We start from the raw sequence: 18,355 nt of genomic DNA, 5'->3' as shown, positions 1-18,355 counted from the left end.
TTTTACTTAAAAACTACGACATCCAAAAATGAGATTTAGCGTTTTTTTGATGAAAATGCTCTAGATTTTTTTGGCTTTGGTGCTACAATTGTAACCTGGATTTAGATTGGAATAAAAAGACAAATTGCCTCTAGTTTCTTTAAAAAAAACCTAAATTTGAACTTCCGCCAATTTGTATTGTACTGTTTTTTATATTCCATAAAACCAATGTTTTAAGGAGTTTCAAAATTGGATTTTGGAATTTTAATCTTTGTTATTTTAACTTATGTACTTAATATTTGATACCGAAACTACCGGATTACCCAAGCGTTGGGGCGCACCCTTATCTGACACCGATAACTGGCCAAGATGTATACAAATCGCTTGGCAGTTGCACGATGCTATGGGAAATTTGGTGGAGCATCAAGATTATTTGGTGCAGCCAGAAGGATTTAATATTCCTTATGATGCCGAGCGAATCCACGGTATTTCTACCGAATTGGCTCAAGCAGAGGGAATTCCATTGGCGGAAGTATTGGAGAAGTTCAATGTAGCTTTAGGCAAAGCCAAATTTATTGTTGGTCAAAATGTAGGTTTTGATGTCAATATTATGGGCTGTGAGTTCTATCGTTTGGGTGTTGCTTCGCCTATGGGTGAAATGCCAATTCTAGACACGTGTACTGAGGTTACGGCTTCCTTACTGAAATTACCTGGAGGTCGAGGAGGTAAATTCAAATTACCAACGCTTACCGAGTTGCATCAGTATTTATTTGACCAACCTTTTGCAGAAGCGCACAACGCTACGGCCGACGTTGAGGCGACTACAAGATGTTTTTTGGAGTTAATTAGAAAAGAAGTTTTTACCAAAGAAGAGTTGGAAGTAGAATCCAATTATTTTAAAGAATTTCAAAGTAAAAATCCAGACCCTTTTCAGCTAATTGGATTAAAACACATTAATCTTAAGAAGGCTTCTGATGCGATTCGAGAACAACTTAAAGCTTCTGGCGTTGTTTCTGATGCACCAATTTTGACCGAAACAGAAAAGAAAGATTTTTCGGCAGCAGCTTTTGCACATTTGCATAATCATACACAGTTTTCTGTCTTGCAATCCACCATTTCAATTGGTGGTTTGGTGGCAGCTACGGCCAAAAATAAGTTTCCTGCAGTAGCGATGACGGATACAGGAAACATGATGGGTGCTTTTCATTTTGTGAGCGCTGTTATGAATCACAACAAATCGGCATCGGCTAAAAATAAAGCATTGGTAGAAAGTGGAGAAGAACCAACTGAAACCGAAATAAAACCCATTGTAGGTTGTGAATTTAATATCTGTGATAATCATTTGGATAAAACCAAGAAAGACAATGGTTATCAAGTGGTTTTATTGGCGAAGAATAAAAAAGGTTATCACAATCTGGCCAAAATGGCTTCTATTGCTTACACGGCTGGTTTTTATTATGTGCCTAGAATTGATAGAACTATAGTCGAACAGTACAAAGAAGACATAATGGTTTTGTCTGGAAATTTATACGGAGAAATTCCGAGTAAAATTCTGAATGTAGGGGAAAATCAAGCTGAGGATGCTTTGCTTTGGTGGAAAGCACAATTTGGAGACGATTTGTATCTCGAAATCATGCGTCACAATCAAGAAGATGAAAATAGGGTAAATAAAACACTCATTGAATTTTCTCAGAAACATCAAGTCAAACTTATTGCGACGAATAACACCTATTACTTAAATAAAGAAGATGCTAATGCACACGATATTTTGTTGTGTGTAAAAGACGGTGAAAAACAAGCCACACCTATTGGTAGAGGTCGAGGCTATCGTTATGGATTGCCCAATCAGGAATATTATTATAAATCGGGTGAGGAGATGAAAAAACTCTTTGCCGATTTGCCTGATGCGATTATTAACATTCAAGAAATTGTAGATAAAGTTGAAATTTATTCCTTGTACCGTGACGTACTGTTACCTAAATACGATATTCCACAAGAATTTGTGGTGCCAGAAGATGAAGTTGATGGCGGAGTAAGAGGAGAAAATGCCTATTTGCGACACCTTACAATTGAAGGAGCAAAGAGACGTTATGGTGAAATCACGGAGTCAATTCAAGAACGATTGGACTTTGAATTATTGACCATTTCCAATTCGGGTTATCCTGGTTATTTCTTGATTGTACAAGATTTTATCGCCGAAGCCAGAAAAATGGATGTTTCTGTGGGACCTGGGCGTGGTTCGGCAGCGGGTTCGGCAGTAGCGTATTGTTTAGGAATCACCAATATTGACCCTATTAAATACGATTTGCTTTTTGAGCGTTTCCTAAATCCGGATCGTGTGTCCATGCCCGATATTGATATCGATTTTGATGACGAGGGTCGTGGTCGTGTAATGGATTATGTAATCAATAAGTACGGCGCCAATCAAGTAGCGCAAATTATTACCTATGGTAAAATGGCGACGAAGTCGGCTATTCGAGATACGGCTCGTGTGTTGGATTTGCCTTTGTTTGAAGCCGATAGAATTGCGAAGTTAATTCCAGGGATGATGCCATCAAAATGGAATTTGGCTCGTTTTATTTCTGAAAAAGAAGAGGATGTAAAAAAAGCATTGCGTTCGGATGAGTTTGATAGTGTAAAAGAACTGATTGCCATTGCCAATGGAGGAGATTTGGCTGGAGAGACGATTCAACAAGCCAAGATATTGGAAGGCTCGATGCGAAATACTGGGATTCACGCTTGTGGGGTGATTATTACGCCATCAGATATTACCAATTACGTTCCAGTAACTACAGCCAAAGATTCGGATTTGTATGTTACCCAGTTCGATAACTCGGTGGCTGAAAGTGCAGGATTGTTGAAAATGGACTTCTTGGGGTTGAAGACCCTTACGTTGATTAAAGACACCGTTAAGTTGGTCAAATACCGAACAGGAATTCAGCTCGACCCCGATACGTTTCCTATTGATGATGTTAAAACCTATGAGTTGTTCCAAAGAGGAGAAACAGTTGGGATTTTCCAATACGAGTCACCTGGTATGCAAAAATACATGAAGGACTTAAAGCCTACTGTTTTTGGGGATTTGATTGCGATGAATGCCTTGTATCGTCCGGGACCGTTAGAATATATTCCGTCTTTCGTTCGAAGAAAAAATGGCGAAGAAGAAATCAAATACGATTTAGAGGCTTGTGCTGAATATTTGTCTGAGACCTACGGAATTACAGTTTACCAAGAGCAGGTGATGCTTTTATCTCAATCTTTGGCTGGTTTTACCAAAGGTGAGGCCGACGTTTTGCGTAAAGCAATGGGTAAAAAGCAAAAAGATGTTTTGGACAAAATGAAGCCGAAGTTTGTGGAGCAAGCAGCTGCAAAAGGTCATGATGCAACGGTTTTAGAGAAGATTTGGAAAGACTGGGAAGCTTTTGCGAGTTACGCGTTTAATAAATCCCATTCTACTTGTTATGCTTGGATTGCCTATCAAACGGCTTATTTGAAAGCGCATTACCCTGCGGAATATATGGCTGCGGTACTTTCGAATAACATGAATGATATCAAGCAAGTGTCGTTTTTTATGGAAGAGTGTAAGCGTATGGGACTACAAGTGCTTGGCCCTTGTGTGAATGAGTCATTCTATAAATTTACTGTAAATGAAGATTATGCCGTTCGTTTTGGAATGGGAGCCATCAAAGGTGTAGGCTCTGGAGCGGTAGCAACAATTGTAGAAAACAGGAAAGACGGTAAATACAAATCTATTTTTGATTTGGCCAAACGCATTGATTTGCGAGCGGCCAATAAAAAAGCCATCGAAAACTTAGCTTTGGCAGGTGGTTTTGACTCTTTTGAAGGTGCTACAAGAGCACAATATTTTCATGATGATGGCGATGGTATTACGTTTTATGAAAAAGCAATGCGTTATGGAGCGAAATACCAAGAGAATGAGAATTCCTCCCAAGTGAGTTTGTTTGGAGAAACCAGCGAAGTACAAATTGCAGAACCTGTTGTGCCGCCGTGCGAAGATTGGAGCACAATGGAGAAATTGGCAAAAGAGAAAGAAGTAGTTGGTATCTACATTTCTGGACATCCATTGGATGATTATAAATTTGAGATGAAATACTTCTGTAATGTGAGGTTAGAAGCGCTTAAAAATTTGGAACAGTATGTTGGAAAAACATTGACTTTTGGTGGGATTATTAATAATGTGCAACATAGAGTCGCCAAAAACGGAAAAGGTTGGGGGATGTTTACGCTCGAAGGCTATGATGAAAATTTTGAGTTTCGAATTTTTGGAGAAGAATACTTGAAGTTTCGCCATTTCTTTATTCAAAATAACTTTACCTTTATAAAGGTTTTGGTAAAAGAAGGTTGGGCCAATAAAGAAACGGGTAAATTAACAGAGCCTAGAATTCAGTTTGTTGAGGTGAAGCAATTACAAGATGTGTTGGAGGCGTATGCTAAAAAATTGGTCTTGTTGTTGAATATTAGAGACATAGAAGCGGAATTTATTTACAAGCTCAATCAGTTGTTTTTGGAAAATAAAGGGGATCATACGGTATCTTTTGAAGTAATGGAGTTGGAACGAGTACGCAGAATAATAGAAAGAACTTCAGTCATTGAGGAAATTGACGATGCAGATTTCGCAGATAGTGTAGATAATGAAGAAGGCGAAAATCTTGAAAATCCAGTAACAACAGCAGCAAAAGTTGAAGAAATAGAAGAAATCAAAGTCGTAACTAAATTGTCAATGCCTAGTAGAAAATTGAAAGTAAAGATTTCGAATGAGCTTTTATTTGAATTAGAGAAAATGCAAATCAACTTCAAATTGAATTGATAATTTTGAGTTAAAAATATGCGATAATAGTATATATGTTACACAATAATTAGGAGAATAAAAATTGTATCATAAATTGATTGAATCATTAATAAATTTTCATGGTATGCATGCATATAAAAAAATTATAAAAACATATAAGCTATACTTTTGCACCACAATTTAAAGAAATTATGAAAAAACATTTATTTTTATTAGGAATAGTATTGATGGCCTCTACAATGATGGCTCAAACTGAAAAACAAGAAAGTTGGTATTTTAAATTAGGAGGTTCCTATTTTAATCAAACGGCATCTACTGAGTTTCCAACTGTTGGAGGGAATGCAGCCTTGAGTAAAGTATATCAAGGAGGAAAATTAGTATCTGAAGAAAGTGTGACAGGATCTTTCGGTCAAGGATTTAGAACTGGTTTTACAGCGGGTTACCGTTTTTCTACACGTGTTGGAGTTGAAATGGGGGTAAATTACTATAGTAGTAATGACAAAACGATGGCACAAACTAAAACAGATCAAATATTTATTTCAGGTGGAAGACCTATTTTTAACTTTTCATCTGTGGGTCAAATTACCGCTTTTGATTTAGCTCCTGCACTAGTGTTGTTTTTAGGTGAAAAAAATGGTTTTGAACCTTATACTAAAGTTGGGGTGTTATTGCCAGTTCATGGGGATCTTGAAATTACAACTAATGCTGTGATTCCAACAGGAGTTGCTTCTCCAGCAACTGCTACACTTTATCAAGTAGACAAAGTATTGCCAAACCCAACTGTTGGATTTACTGCTACTATGGGTACAACCTACAAATTAGGAAAAAAACTTTCGGCTTTTGCAGAATTAGAATACCGTAATTTTACGGTTCATGGAAAAACCAAAGAAACCACCGTTTATACTATCAATGGACAAGATGCATTAGCTACTAAATCTAAAGCAGATATTCATACTAATTATAGAGATAAATTAACTACAAGCTCTAATAATGCCTTAACTAATCCAAATGGGCTGGATAAGACAAAAGCTATGGATGAGTTAAGTTCTTATGTTGGGATTAGCGGTTTAGGAATGACTATAGGTTTAAAATATAGTTTATAATCCTGCTTTGGGATAGATATACCAAAAAGAAGAGTTGTTCGCATAGAGCAACTCTTTTTTTGGAAATAAGCACAAACAATAGAGTGATAGCCAAAACTAATTTGTAGTTGCTTTGGGATTGATTATAAATTCCTAAATTTGTGCTTTATTAAAAAATATATAAACCAATGCCCAAGTCAGTAGAGGAGGGATAAATTAAACAAATAAAAGATGGCTTTAGCAATAACAGATGCTACTTTTGAAGAAGTAGTTTTGAAATCAGACAAACCGGTAATGGTTGATTTTTGGGCAGCATGGTGTGGGCCTTGTAGAATGGTTGGACCAATCATTGATGAATTGAGTAATGAATACGAAGGAAAAGTGGTAGTTGGAAAAGTAGATGTTGATGCTAATCAAGAATTCGCTGCCAAATACGGAGTTCGTAACATTCCAACAGTATTGGTTTTTCATAATGGAGAAGTGGTTGGAAAACAAGTAGGTGTGGCTCCAAAACAAACGTATGCAGATAGTTTAGATGCTTTGTTGTAATCTAACGATTGGAATACTTAGAAAAGGTTTGATGTGAGTCAAGCCTTTTTTTGTGTCCAATAATTAGCGCGGGTTGCTTCCAAAAGGGTAGGATGTTTCTCTCTAGCCCTGATGGGAGTGGCATCCTGTGGCGCTGGGGTTCAGCGCGACAGATATAACGGACAGCAGGACTACTAATGGCAAAAAAGCCTTTGTTTCTGCTTCAAAAAAAGAATCTAACGTTGATTTTTGATATATTTGAAAGATGAAGATGGAATCACAAATAGATAAGATAAGTAAGTTTCAGCATTTGGAGTTGCTGGCGAATCAAGTTGTAGAAGGCTTTATATCGGGTATGCATAAAAGTCCGTTTCATGGTTTTTCGGCTGAGTTTTCGGAGCATAAGGTGTATAATACGGGAGAGAGTACTAAGCATATGGATTGGAAATTGTATGCTAAGACGGATCGTTTGTATACTAAGCGGTATGAGGAAGAAACGAATTTGCGCTGTCATATTATTATTGATAATTCGTCGTCTATGCATTACCCGAAACTTTCTAATGAGCAGTTGTTTTATGAGAATAAAATTGGCTTCTCGGTTTTGGCATCCGCGGTTTTGATGAATATTTTGAAAAAGCAACGCGATGCGGTGGGCTTGAGTGTTTTTTCAGATCGGTATGAATACTATGCGCCTGAAAAAGGAAGTGAGCGTCATCATAGAATGTTGTTGAATGTACTCGAAAATTTGCTTGAAAATCAAAAGCCAAAGAAAACGACCGATACGGTTACGTATTTGCATCAAATTGCAGAGAAAATGCACCGTAGGTCGATGATTTTGCTTTTTACGGACATGTTTCAGTCGGATGAGATGAGTACTTCCGATGAGAAGTTATTTGCTGCCTTACAACATTTGAAGCATAACAAGCATAAAGTAGTGTTGTTTCATGTGATGGATTATAAAACGGAGTTGAATTTTGACTTCGATTCGGCACCAAGGCGATTTGTGGATTTGGAATCTGGCGAAGAAATTGCTGTTTTTGCAGACAATGTTAAGGAGTCTTATGAGAAAAAGATGCAAGAATACTTTACTAAAGTAGCAATGACGTGTGCACAGAACAAGATTAAGTACGTTCCAGTGAGTGTGGGGGATAATTTTGAAAAAATTTTGACGACTTACTTGATTGAAAAACAAAACTTTGGGTAGAGGTGTCGATTTTAATTGAAAATTTTTTTCAAAAACGCTTGGAAAACTAGAAATCTATTGTATCTTTGCCACCGCAATAACGCAGAGGTTTGGTAGTTCAGTTGGTTAGAATACATGCCTGTCACGCATGGGGTCGCGGGTTCGAGTCCCGTCCAGACCGCAATATTGGGGAAAGCACTTCAGTAATGAAGTGCTTTTTTGCCCAAATACGGTATCTAAAATTAGTTGTGTTGTTTGCTACGAATTTGTAACTCGTAGCGTGGTTTAGTAGTTAGACCAATGGAAAGCTTTTCGCCTCGGCGAATGGCTTTTTTTATTTTTAGGCATTTCTGTTTTTTTTATTTACAATTGACCTATCTCAAATAGTGAAACATTTATAAGTATTTAATTTTTACTGTAAATTACTTTTGTTTCAACGATTTTCAATTAAGATTTTTCTTTATTTTAATGCACTACTACACCGTTTTTTTGTTAATTTTACTTGAAAGTGTATTTCCAATACAACTAAGGTTAGTTTGTAGATTTCTGCATTTCTATTAGTCAAAGTGAGATAAGAATCTTTTATACTTAAGAAATAGTTCTTGTAATGTTCTTAGGTTTTTTTTCATTTATAAGGAATGAATTAAGGAAGAAATAAGAACTATAACACTGAAAGTTTCATTTTTAAAATATACCAATTTAATTCTATGATGCGTAAAGGTCTAATTGCAGTAATGGTAGTGTTAGTGGTTTTTTTGGCACTTCGCTTTTTTAAAAGCGATGAGTATAGTTCGGATTATAAGAGTTATGCTGAATTAGAAAAAACACAAAATATATTTGTGGGTGATCAAGCTTGTCAAAAATGTCATACGGTAGAATATAAGAAATGGCAAAAATCACATCATTATATGTCGATGTTACCGGCTAATGATAGTACTGTGAAAGGAAATTTCAATAATGTTACAATTACCCTAGATGGGATAACGAGTCGGTTTTATAAAAAAGGCAAAGAGTTTTATATCAATACAGAAGGAGCAGATGGTAAAAATCATGATTTTTTGGTGAAGTATATTTTTGGATTTTATCCTTTACAACAATATTTAATTGTTTTTCCTGGTGGAAGAATGCAAGTGCCAAGATTGAGTTGGGATTCAAGAGATAAAAAATGGTTTAATCAATATCCAGGTCAAAACATTCCCTCACATGATTGGTTGCATTGGACAGGTAATGCTCAAAATTGGAACACGATGTGTGCTGTTTGTCATTCAACTAATTTGCAAAAAAATTATGACACCAAGACGGATACCTATAAAACTACCTATAGTGTCATAAATGTTAGTTGTGAAAGTTGTCACGGTCCAGGTAAAAACCATATAAGTCTAGTAAGCTCACCTAATTATAATGCTGAAGATTATAAGAATAAGTTGCATTTTGTTACCAAAAATACCAATCAAATTGAACAAATCAACACTTGTGCTCCATGTCATGCATTGATTACAGAAATTAGCAACACTCACATTCAAAGTAAAGAGCTATACGATAATTATATTCCTCAAATTCCTAGTACCGAAAATTTTCATCCCGATGGGCAATTTGAAAATGAAGACTATAATTATACCTCTTTTCTTCAAAGTAAAATGTATGCAAAGGGTGTAAAATGTAGTGATTGTCACGACCCTCATAGTATTACTTTGAAACGACCGGGTAATTTAACGTGCACACAATGCCATGTGGCGAGCAAATATAGTGTGCCATCGCATACTTTTCATAAAAATTTATCCTCACAGCCTACTTGTGTAAATTGTCATATGCCAAGTAAAAAATTCATGGGTAATGATATACGTCATGATCATGTGTTTAGGGTACCGCGTCCTGATTTATCTGAAAAGTATGGGGTTCCTAATGCTTGCACATCTTGTCATAAAGATAAATCAAATTCAGAATTAGCTAAAGCCATCCAAAAATGGTACGGCCCAAAACGCGTACCACATTTTGCAGAAGATTTGATAATTGGAAGCAAAAAAGAGTTAGCTAGTGAATCCCATTTAATCAATTTAGTAAACAATCCACTTGTTCCTCCTATTGTAAAAGCAACCAGTTTGTTTTATTTGGGCGATATAGTAACAGAAAAAAGTTTAGCCACTCTTTTAAACGCTTTAAGCCATAAGGAAGCCGTTGTTCGCTATCATGCTTTAAGAAGTTTGTCCAATTTTCAACAAGAACTTTGGAGGGATAAGGTAGGTCCATTGTTGAATGACAAAGTAAGGGCTGTTAGAATTGCTGCGGCAGATTTATTTATTACAATCCCATACGATCAAATTCCTCAAGAAGATAAGAAATCATTTGATAATGCACATAAAGAACTGCGTAAACATTTGCGCTACCAGACAGATTTTTCAGTGGGTAATGTGATGTTTGCCGATTATTTTCTGAAATTAAAAGACTACGATAATGCCGTTGCTTTTTATGAAAAAGGATTGAAGAAAGATGGAGTTATGAATTATGCATTGTTGAATTTGTCTACTGTTTATTCTATTCAAGGGAAAAATGAACTCGCTATAGAATCCTTACATAAAGCCATAAAAAATGACCCTAAAAACGATCGAATATACTACAACCTCGGGTTGGTTTATGTAGAAATAAATAAATTCGATGAAGCAATGCAATCCTTTGCTAAGGCAGTAAGTTTACAGTCCAAAAATCCAAGAGTGTATTACAATTATGGATTGTTATTGAATCAAAAGAACAAGGCCAAAGAAGCAGAGGCAGTACTGTTGAAAGGCATAGCTATAAGTCCAGCGTCCTCTGAGTTGTATTACGCTCTTACCTATGTGTATTTACAATCTAAAAATGGAATTAAGGCGCAACAAACCGTAATTAAGTTAAAACAATTAGACCCTAATAATCCTTCTTATCAAGAACTGTTTAAGACACTAGGTGTGTAATAAAAAGAGGACGAAATTACTTAAGGCAGTTCATCTCATAAGTGATGATAATGTTGTTGTTTATTAATTTTATTGTGTTATTTTTGAATAGTATATTAATTTAACGCTTATTAATCTGTTTATTTTGAAAAATTGTAAATTTTTTGTGATTTTAGTATTGGTGTTTTTTAGCAATATGTTGCAGGCTCAATCTGATGTTGTGTTTGAAAAATTGAACAATAGCATTGGTCTTTCACAAAATATTATTTACAAAATAGATCAGGATAAATACCATAATTTATGGCTAGCGACCGAAGAAGGTGTTGTTCGATGTAATTCAAAAGATTTTACAGTTTATAACAAATATAATGGGTTTGCTGAAGGACTAGACGAGCGTGTTTTATATGTCTTTGTTGATTCAAAATCTGTAGTTTGGATAGGAACAGAAACAGGTTTGGGCGTTTATGATGTTCATAAAGATCGGTTTCACTACATTGCAAATCAAAACAATAAACCCTTTGCCGTTCTCAAAATAGTTGAAGATTATAGAGGAGTGAAATGGGTTGCTACTTACAATGGAGTATGGAAATGTGTGTGGAATGGAACCAAGTATGTACTTAGTAAAGCTATCCGTAAAATAAATCCAAAGAGCTTAAGTAGCATCAATTCCGAATTGATTTTTGCGGATAAAAAGGGAGTTTACGCTTTACAATTGCCCAAAAATACAATTCATAAGAAACAAGTAGGATTATTTGATTATGCTTCGATATCCTTTATCAAACAAATTGAGGCCTCAATATTTATTGGGACAATGGATGGGAAATTATACAAAACGGATGCTTCCTTTTCCAAATTCAAGTTGCTTTATGCTGCTCCTTCTCAAAATCCTTTTCCTTTAAAAGATATTGTATCCTATAAAGAACATTATTACTTGGGTATTGATGGAGGAGGAATTGTGATAGTTGATAAAAATTTCCAATTTTTAGAACAATACACCCATAATGATGACCAAGTAGAATCATTATCCAATAATAGTGTGTATGATCTTTTTGTTGACCAGCAAAATTTACTTTGGGTGGCCACTTATGGTGGGGGAATAAATTTTTTTAATTTCCAAAAAAGTAATTTTTCAATATTGAAACATCAAATTAATGACAAAAATAGTTTGTCAAATAATTATTGCCTTTCCTTTCTGGAGGTTGCTCCAAATTCTATATGGGTTGGTACCAATGAAGGAATTAGTATATGGAATAAAAGCAATAATACATGGAAATCTATAAATTCATTATCAACAAAATTTAGTGAATTTATCATTCTAAGCATGGCTTTGGATGGCGATACTGTATGGGTAAGTGCGTACAATCAAGGCTTATACAAAATAAATAAAAACACTTTAAAAATAACCCCTTATGTAGGTTCTGAAAATAGTAATACACTACATTTTAAAAAAATATTCAAAATATTCAAAGATTCCAATAATGCTATTTGGCTAGGGGGAGCGGATGAAAAGTTGGTACAAATTACAAATCAAGGCCAAATAAAAACATATACTATTAAAAATGTCAAAGACATACTCCAATCAAGATCAGGAACAATCTATGTTGGAAGTAAAGATGGCCTTTTTGCAATACTACCCAATTCAACAATTCCAAGTGCTGTAGACTTAAGTACTGAGTCGCCAAAAGCTGCTCATTATAGTATTACATCTTTGACAGAAAATGCAGCTGGAGAATTAGTTATTGGAACTAATGGTTCGGGAATTATCTTTTTTAATCCTACTACTTCTCAAAAAAGAGTGCTTACAACAAAAGAGCAATTGTCATCCAACTTGATTAAAAGTATCATAGAATTTCAGCCTAAACAGTATTGGGTAAGTACATCAAAAGGACTTACTTTGATTAAAGATCAAGGGCGTAAATTTCAAATTAGAAATTATTCTCTTGATGATGGTATTTCGAGTGCCGTTTTTAATACTAATGCTAAGCTGGCCTTGTCAAATGGAGAATTGCTTTTTGGAGGAGTGGATGGGATCACCTATTTTAATCCTAAAAATATTATTTCTCAAAAATATTTACCCAACATCGTTTTTGAAGAATTGGCCATCGATAATGAAGTTGTTAAAATTGGGTCGTCCCTTATGCCTCAACATATTAATGAAACACAACATTTGACGCTTCCATATCAACATAATTCTTTTGATATCAAATTTGTTGCTGTTTTATTTGGACTTTCTTCTAATGTAAAATATTCATGGATGTTAGAAGGGCTTAATTCTAAATGGTCAAATCCTTCCTCTCAAAGAATAGTTGAATATGAAAATTTAAGTTATGGGGATTATGTTTTTAAAGTAAAAGCTACGAATAAAGATGGCATTTGGTCTAAACCAAGAGAATTAAAAATTACGATACAAAGACCTTGGTGGGCTTCTTATATTGCTTTGTTTATTTATGGTGTTGTGATAATTATGTTGATTTATTTTGTAATATATTTTACAAAACTGATCGAAATTAAAAAAAATAAGGAGGAACAAGTAGCCATGCTAAATAATATTTCTCACGAGATTAAAACACCATTAAGCATTTTAATTTCTCAAATTGACAATGACCCAGACAAGAACAAAAGGAGTAATTTAGAGCCTATAATTGCGCGATTGAACAATCTGATTGAACAAATGCTCAACTTACATTTAGTTGTTTCCAGTTCTGAAATTTTAGAAAAAGTTGAAAAAATTAATATTATAACTTATTTTCAAAATTGCATTCATGAATTTCAACCCTTAATTGAAGATAAAAATTTGTCAGTTGAAATTAATGCGCAAAATAATGCTATTCAGTTTTGTTTTTGGAAAGAATCGTTAGATAAAATAGTTCAAAACTTGCTGTCTAATGCAATAAAGTATTCCAAACTCAATGGGAAAATAATAATTCATTTAGAAGTTACTTCAAAAGGTGATTTAGAATTTACTATCAAAGATCATGGAGTAGGAATTCCAACGAATCAACAGAAATATATCTTAAACCGTTATTTTAGAGCTAGTAACATCTTGAATAAACGAATTAATGGCTCTGGATTAGGATTAATGATCGTTAAAAATGTAATCGACAAAGTAAAAGGAGAGATATCCTTTGAAAGTATTGAAAACATAGGAACAACTTTTAAGGTAGTCTTGCCGAATCAGGAAGAGCTTTATGAAATGAATAGTTTAGAAGAGGAGGTTACTGCAGCACCTGAAATTGATCCAATTGAGTTGAGGGTGTTTAAGGATTATTGTATTTTAGTTGTAGAAGATAATGATTTGTTGCGGTCCAGTTTGGTGTCGTTATTAGAGCGTTTTTTTGTTGTTGAGCAAGCAGTAAATGGAAAAGAAGGGCTCGAAAAGGCATTATCAGTATATCCAAATCTGATCATAACCGATTATATGATGCCAGTTATGGATGGAATCACCATGTGCTCTATTATTAAGGAGGATATCAACTTAAATCATATTCCTATTTTCATGATGACCGCATTGCATGATACAGCTCATATGCAAGATACCATAGAGAGCGGTATAACAGAATATTTTGAGAAACCATTAAACAGTAATCTTTTGCTTGCCAAAATCAATAATGTGTTTCAATGGCAAAGTAAATTGAAAAAAAAATATTTACACGAAGGCGAAATATTACAATCGGATAGGTTTAAATCTAAAAAAGACTCCGATTTTATAGAAAAATTAGAGAAGATTGTATTGGATAAAATTATAGATGAAAACTTTTCACTTAATGATATTTGTATGATCATTGGCATGAGTAGAACTTCTCTTTACATGAAGTTAAAACGTCTTATTGATGTATCACCTCAAGATTTTATCATTATTACAAAATTACAATATGCCAAAAAACTATTGATTGAAGGTAACCATAACATAAAAGAAGCTGCTTTCTCCTGTGGTTTTTCAAATCCAAAATATTTTAGTACTTCCTTCAAAAAACAATTCGGAATCACTCCAACCGAGTTTGTGAAAAGTCTAGAAAAACTCAACTAAATCTATTTAATTTAAAAGGGTTTGTTTGCCTAAAAGTATAAAGCGTAGGGTGTATAATAGGTCGTTTAACCAAGATTTGCCTTAGGCTTTAGACTACACTTAAATGATTGAATAAAAACGGCCCCTATGTTCTTGCTTTACTAAAAGCAAAAAAGAATGTTTTTGATCAATAAAACACTCTTCAAAACAATTGAAATGAATTTGCAATATGTCGTAAAAAAATAGGAAAGTAGTTTAGGTATGATGTGTATTTTCAGATGCGATGTGAATCATGTAAATAGGTATTTTCTGTAATTTTAAAGAGTGTTATTTTAATTATAAGTAAACATTTGTAAGGAATAAGGTGAGTAAAAACGAATAGGATGGCTTTTTTTATGTTGTATTTTAGTTAATTATTACGATTTCGTGGCTGTAATGATTGTATGGTAAATTTGTGAAAATGCAATAAATATGCAGTCTATTCTATTAAAAAAGTAATAATAAATTGGAAAGATGGTACAGTTGTTAAATATTACATAATAAACAAGTGTTTGTTTTCAACTTTTTTTTGGTCTTTTCTTACAGTCTGACAATTATTGAACTTTTTATGATACTTAACAAACTCTAATGTTGAGTAGTGATGTTAATTTTGTGTAGAAACAAATAAAAATTAACATTTATGAAATCAGTTTATAAGTTATTATTTTTCATTTTACTTCCCTTATGTTCCTATTCTCAGTATACAATACAAGGGACTGTTCTAGATGAAACTGGAGCATCTTTGCCGGGGGCAAGTATTGTAGTAAAAGGAACCACAGTTGGAACTATTTCTGATATAGACGGTAAATTCTCTTTAAGGCTAAACCAAGACCAATCTCAGATTATTGTTTCTTTTGTAGGTTATAAAACTAAAACAGTTGATATAACCAATAAAAACCAAGACAAATTAAAAATTGTGTTAGTTTCTGAGACTGAGCAACTTCAAGAAGTTGTATTAATTGGTTATGGTTCTGTAAGTAAAAAAGACGTTACTGGGTCAGTGACTTCAGTAAATTTATTAGAATCCAATGTAAATCAAGCGCAAGGAATTGAGAATTTATTACAAGGAAGAGCAGCTGGGGTTGCTGTTTCTGCTCAAGGTTCTGAACCAACCTCGCCTATTAGTGTTCAAATTCGAGGGGTTAGTAGTTTAACCGGAAATACAGAACCATTGTATGTTGTTGATGGTATTATTATGGGATCGGTAGCTGATGGTGCAGGTAATCCACTTCAAGGCGGCAATAGCTATTTATCAGCTCAAAATGGATTAACAGGTATTAATCCAAGAGATATTGAGAGCATGCAGATTTTAAAAGACGCTTCTTCAACAGCAATTTATGGATCTAGAGGTGCCAATGGGGTTGTTTTAATTACTACCAAAAAAGGTAAAGCTGGAGCTACTAAATTTAATTATAACAGTAATGTTAAGATTGGAAATGTAGTCCGAAATATCGATGTGCTGAATGCACCCGAATATGCTTCTTATATAAATGCAGCCAGAGCTGAATTAGGTTTTAACCCTAATTTTATTGTAAATGGAAATAGTGTGACATCTGCAGCAGATGGAACTCCCTTACAAGGGATCAATTGGAGTGACGATATTTATCAATCCTCATTGAGTGTAAACCATCGTTTGTCGGTTTCAGGAGGAGGATCCGAAAACAATAATTATTATATAGCCGGGGGATACACTTCATCAGAAGGGGTTGTACCAAATGCTTTTTCAAATCAGGCCGATTTTTCATTGAATATGAATAATAAATTAAGCAACAAGCTTAAATTAACTACCAAATTGGCTTTTTCTTCTATTAAAAATTCTTCTTCAAAAGGTACCGAAAACTTAGGAGGAACCAATTCAAGTATGGTACGTCAAATTATTTCAGCAGCCCCTTTTGCAAGCTATAATGCAAATTATTTTGGAGATCCTACCAATCAAGATAATACAGTTGATGGGCCTAATGCTTGGATCAAAGATTATGATGATATAGGAAAAGAATTGCGTGGATTGGCTTCTTTTAATTTGGAATATTCATTTAATAGTGTTTTTAAATACAGATTATTGGTGGGTATGGATTATAGAAGGATTAAACGTCAAATTTGGTATGGTACAAGTATTTTACGTGGGGCACAGGTTAATGGTGAAGCAGGATTAAGTGAATATGAGCGTTTCAAAAGCAATATTGATAATACCTTAATGTTCAATAAAAAATTCAATGCTAATCACAGAATTGACGGAACAGTTGGGGTTGTAATGGATCAATCTAAGAAAAATCAAGTTACCTACCAAGCCTCAAATTTTGCTTTAAAGGATTTAAGAGCGGATGGAATTTCAACGGGACAAGTTTACTCACAATTAGGGTATCAAGATACACCCGAAGAGCTGTTGTCATTTTTAGGACGTTTCAATTATACTTTTAAAAACAAATACAATTTAACAGCAACGGTAAGATCGGATGGTTCTAGTAAATTTAGAGAAGGTAATAAATTTTCTACTTTCCCTGCATTTGCTGCGGCTTGGCAAATGCATAAAGAAAACTTTATGAAAGATTTTTCCAAATTAGATGAAGCCAAACTAAGAGTAAGTTGGGGTAAAACAGGTAATCAAGCCATCAATCCGTATCAGACTATTTCTCCCTATAGTTCAACAGCAAATCCCTATCCTGATAGCAATGGAGGCGGATTAACTTCATTAGTTCCTATTACTTTAGCAAACCCTGATTTGATTTGGGAAACAACCGATCAGTATGATGCAGGTTTGGATTTGTCCTTCTATAAAAAACGTTTGACCTTGAATTTTGATGTGTATTACAAAAATACTTCCGATTTGTTGCAAACAGTTTCAATTGGGCCATCAGCTGGTTTTGCCACAATTACTGCTAATCAAGGAGATATTATCAACAAAGGATTCGAGTTCTCTTTCTCAGGAGATATCATTCGTAACAAAGATTTTACTTGGAACGTATATGGTACGTTCTCACGAAATAAAAATCAATTGGCAAATTTAGGATTGCCACCTTCTCAATTTGGTACAAACACTTATGTAGCTTTTCTAGGAAGACAAATTTCAGGTGGTAATATTTTTAAAACACCGGCCAATATTTTTATTGAAGGAAAAGAGGCTGGATTGTTTTGGGGGTACCAAACCAAAGGAATTATTAAAACCAATGAAGATTTAGCCTCAGCAGCTAGTTTTGGGGGTATTGCTCCGAGATTAGGTGATGTTAATTTGGTAGATCAAAACGGGGATGGTGTAATTGATGAAACTGATAAAACCATTATTGGAAACCCTAATCCTGACTTCACATATGGCTTTGGGACCAACCTAACCTATAAAGATTTTACACTGAACATTTTCTTCAATGGTAAAGCAGGATTTGATGTAGCCAACGGGAATTTATTACGCGAAGCCTATGCTACCGGAAACCCAGATAATATTAGAAAAGAAGCCTATTATGGTGCTTGGTCTCCCACAAATCCAAATGGTAATTATCCAAGAATTGGTTATGATAATCAATTAGTGCAAGGTACAGGATTCACAGATCGAATCGTAGAGGATGCTTCATTTTTAAGATTAAGTAACATTACTATAGGGTATAGATTACCTATTAAAAGTAAAACCATAAGCGCTTTTGATGTTTCTATCGCAGCCAACAACTTATTTGTGTTAACAAAATATGATGGATATGATCCAGAAGTTAATAGTTTCAATTTTGATGCCTTGAGAACCGGATTGGATTGGCAATCTTTCCCAAATCAACGTTCTTTCTCTTTTGGACTAAATGTAACATTCTAATAAAAAAAATT

At 34.4% G+C, this 18,355-nt stretch carries 7 protein-coding genes and 1 tRNA gene; all 8 read left to right on the top strand.

What is annotated here, in order from left to right; all coding sequences use genetic code 11:
* The first annotated feature begins 265 nt into the window (after positions 1-265).
* The 8 genes from dnaE (at position 266) to ACSVH5_RS05835 (ending at position 18,344) form a co-directional block, all read left to right on the top strand.
* Positions 266-4,807, top strand: coding sequence for a DNA polymerase III subunit alpha (gene dnaE / locus ACSVH5_RS05870; protein ID WP_438060521.1), 4,542 nt, complete (start codon positions 266-268; stop codon positions 4,805-4,807).
* Between the two features lie 173 nt (positions 4,808-4,980).
* Positions 4,981-5,892 (top strand): outer membrane beta-barrel protein, encoded by a 912-nt coding sequence (locus ACSVH5_RS05865; protein WP_438060520.1) that lies wholly within the window; start codon positions 4,981-4,983, stop codon positions 5,890-5,892.
* Between the two features lie 210 nt (positions 5,893-6,102).
* Complete coding sequence (gene trxA / locus ACSVH5_RS05860) at positions 6,103-6,420, top strand: thioredoxin (RefSeq protein WP_024980008.1); 318 nt, start codon at positions 6,103-6,105, stop codon at positions 6,418-6,420.
* Positions 6,421-6,664: 244 nt separating this feature from the next.
* Positions 6,665-7,603, top strand: a complete 939-nt coding sequence (locus tag ACSVH5_RS05855; RefSeq protein WP_438060519.1) for a DUF58 domain-containing protein — start codon at positions 6,665-6,667, stop codon at positions 7,601-7,603.
* Positions 7,604-7,689: 86 nt separating this feature from the next.
* A tRNA-Asp gene (locus ACSVH5_RS05850) sits at positions 7,690-7,763 on the top strand.
* 526 nt (positions 7,764-8,289) lie between these two features.
* On the top strand, positions 8,290-10,527 hold the full coding sequence (locus ACSVH5_RS05845) for a tetratricopeptide repeat protein (RefSeq protein ID WP_438060518.1): 2,238 nt from the start codon (positions 8,290-8,292) through the stop codon (positions 10,525-10,527).
* A 124-nt stretch (positions 10,528-10,651) separates the two neighbouring features.
* A complete protein-coding gene (locus ACSVH5_RS05840; protein ID WP_438060517.1) occupies positions 10,652-14,533 on the top strand; it encodes a hybrid sensor histidine kinase/response regulator transcription factor in 3,882 nt (1,293 codons plus the stop codon).
* A 658-nt stretch (positions 14,534-15,191) separates the two neighbouring features.
* Positions 15,192-18,344, top strand: a complete 3,153-nt coding sequence (locus tag ACSVH5_RS05835; protein WP_438060516.1) for a SusC/RagA family TonB-linked outer membrane protein — start codon at positions 15,192-15,194, stop codon at positions 18,342-18,344.
* Positions 18,345-18,355: the final 11 nt, after the last annotated feature.

The sequence above is a fragment of the Flavobacterium sp. RSSA_27 genome (assembly GCF_051547125.1).
In the GTDB taxonomy this organism is placed as follows: Bacteria; Bacteroidota; Bacteroidia; order Flavobacteriales; family Flavobacteriaceae; genus Flavobacterium.
The sequence above is the reverse complement of the archived record's forward strand: the minus strand, read 5'-3'. Positions and strand labels throughout refer to the sequence as shown.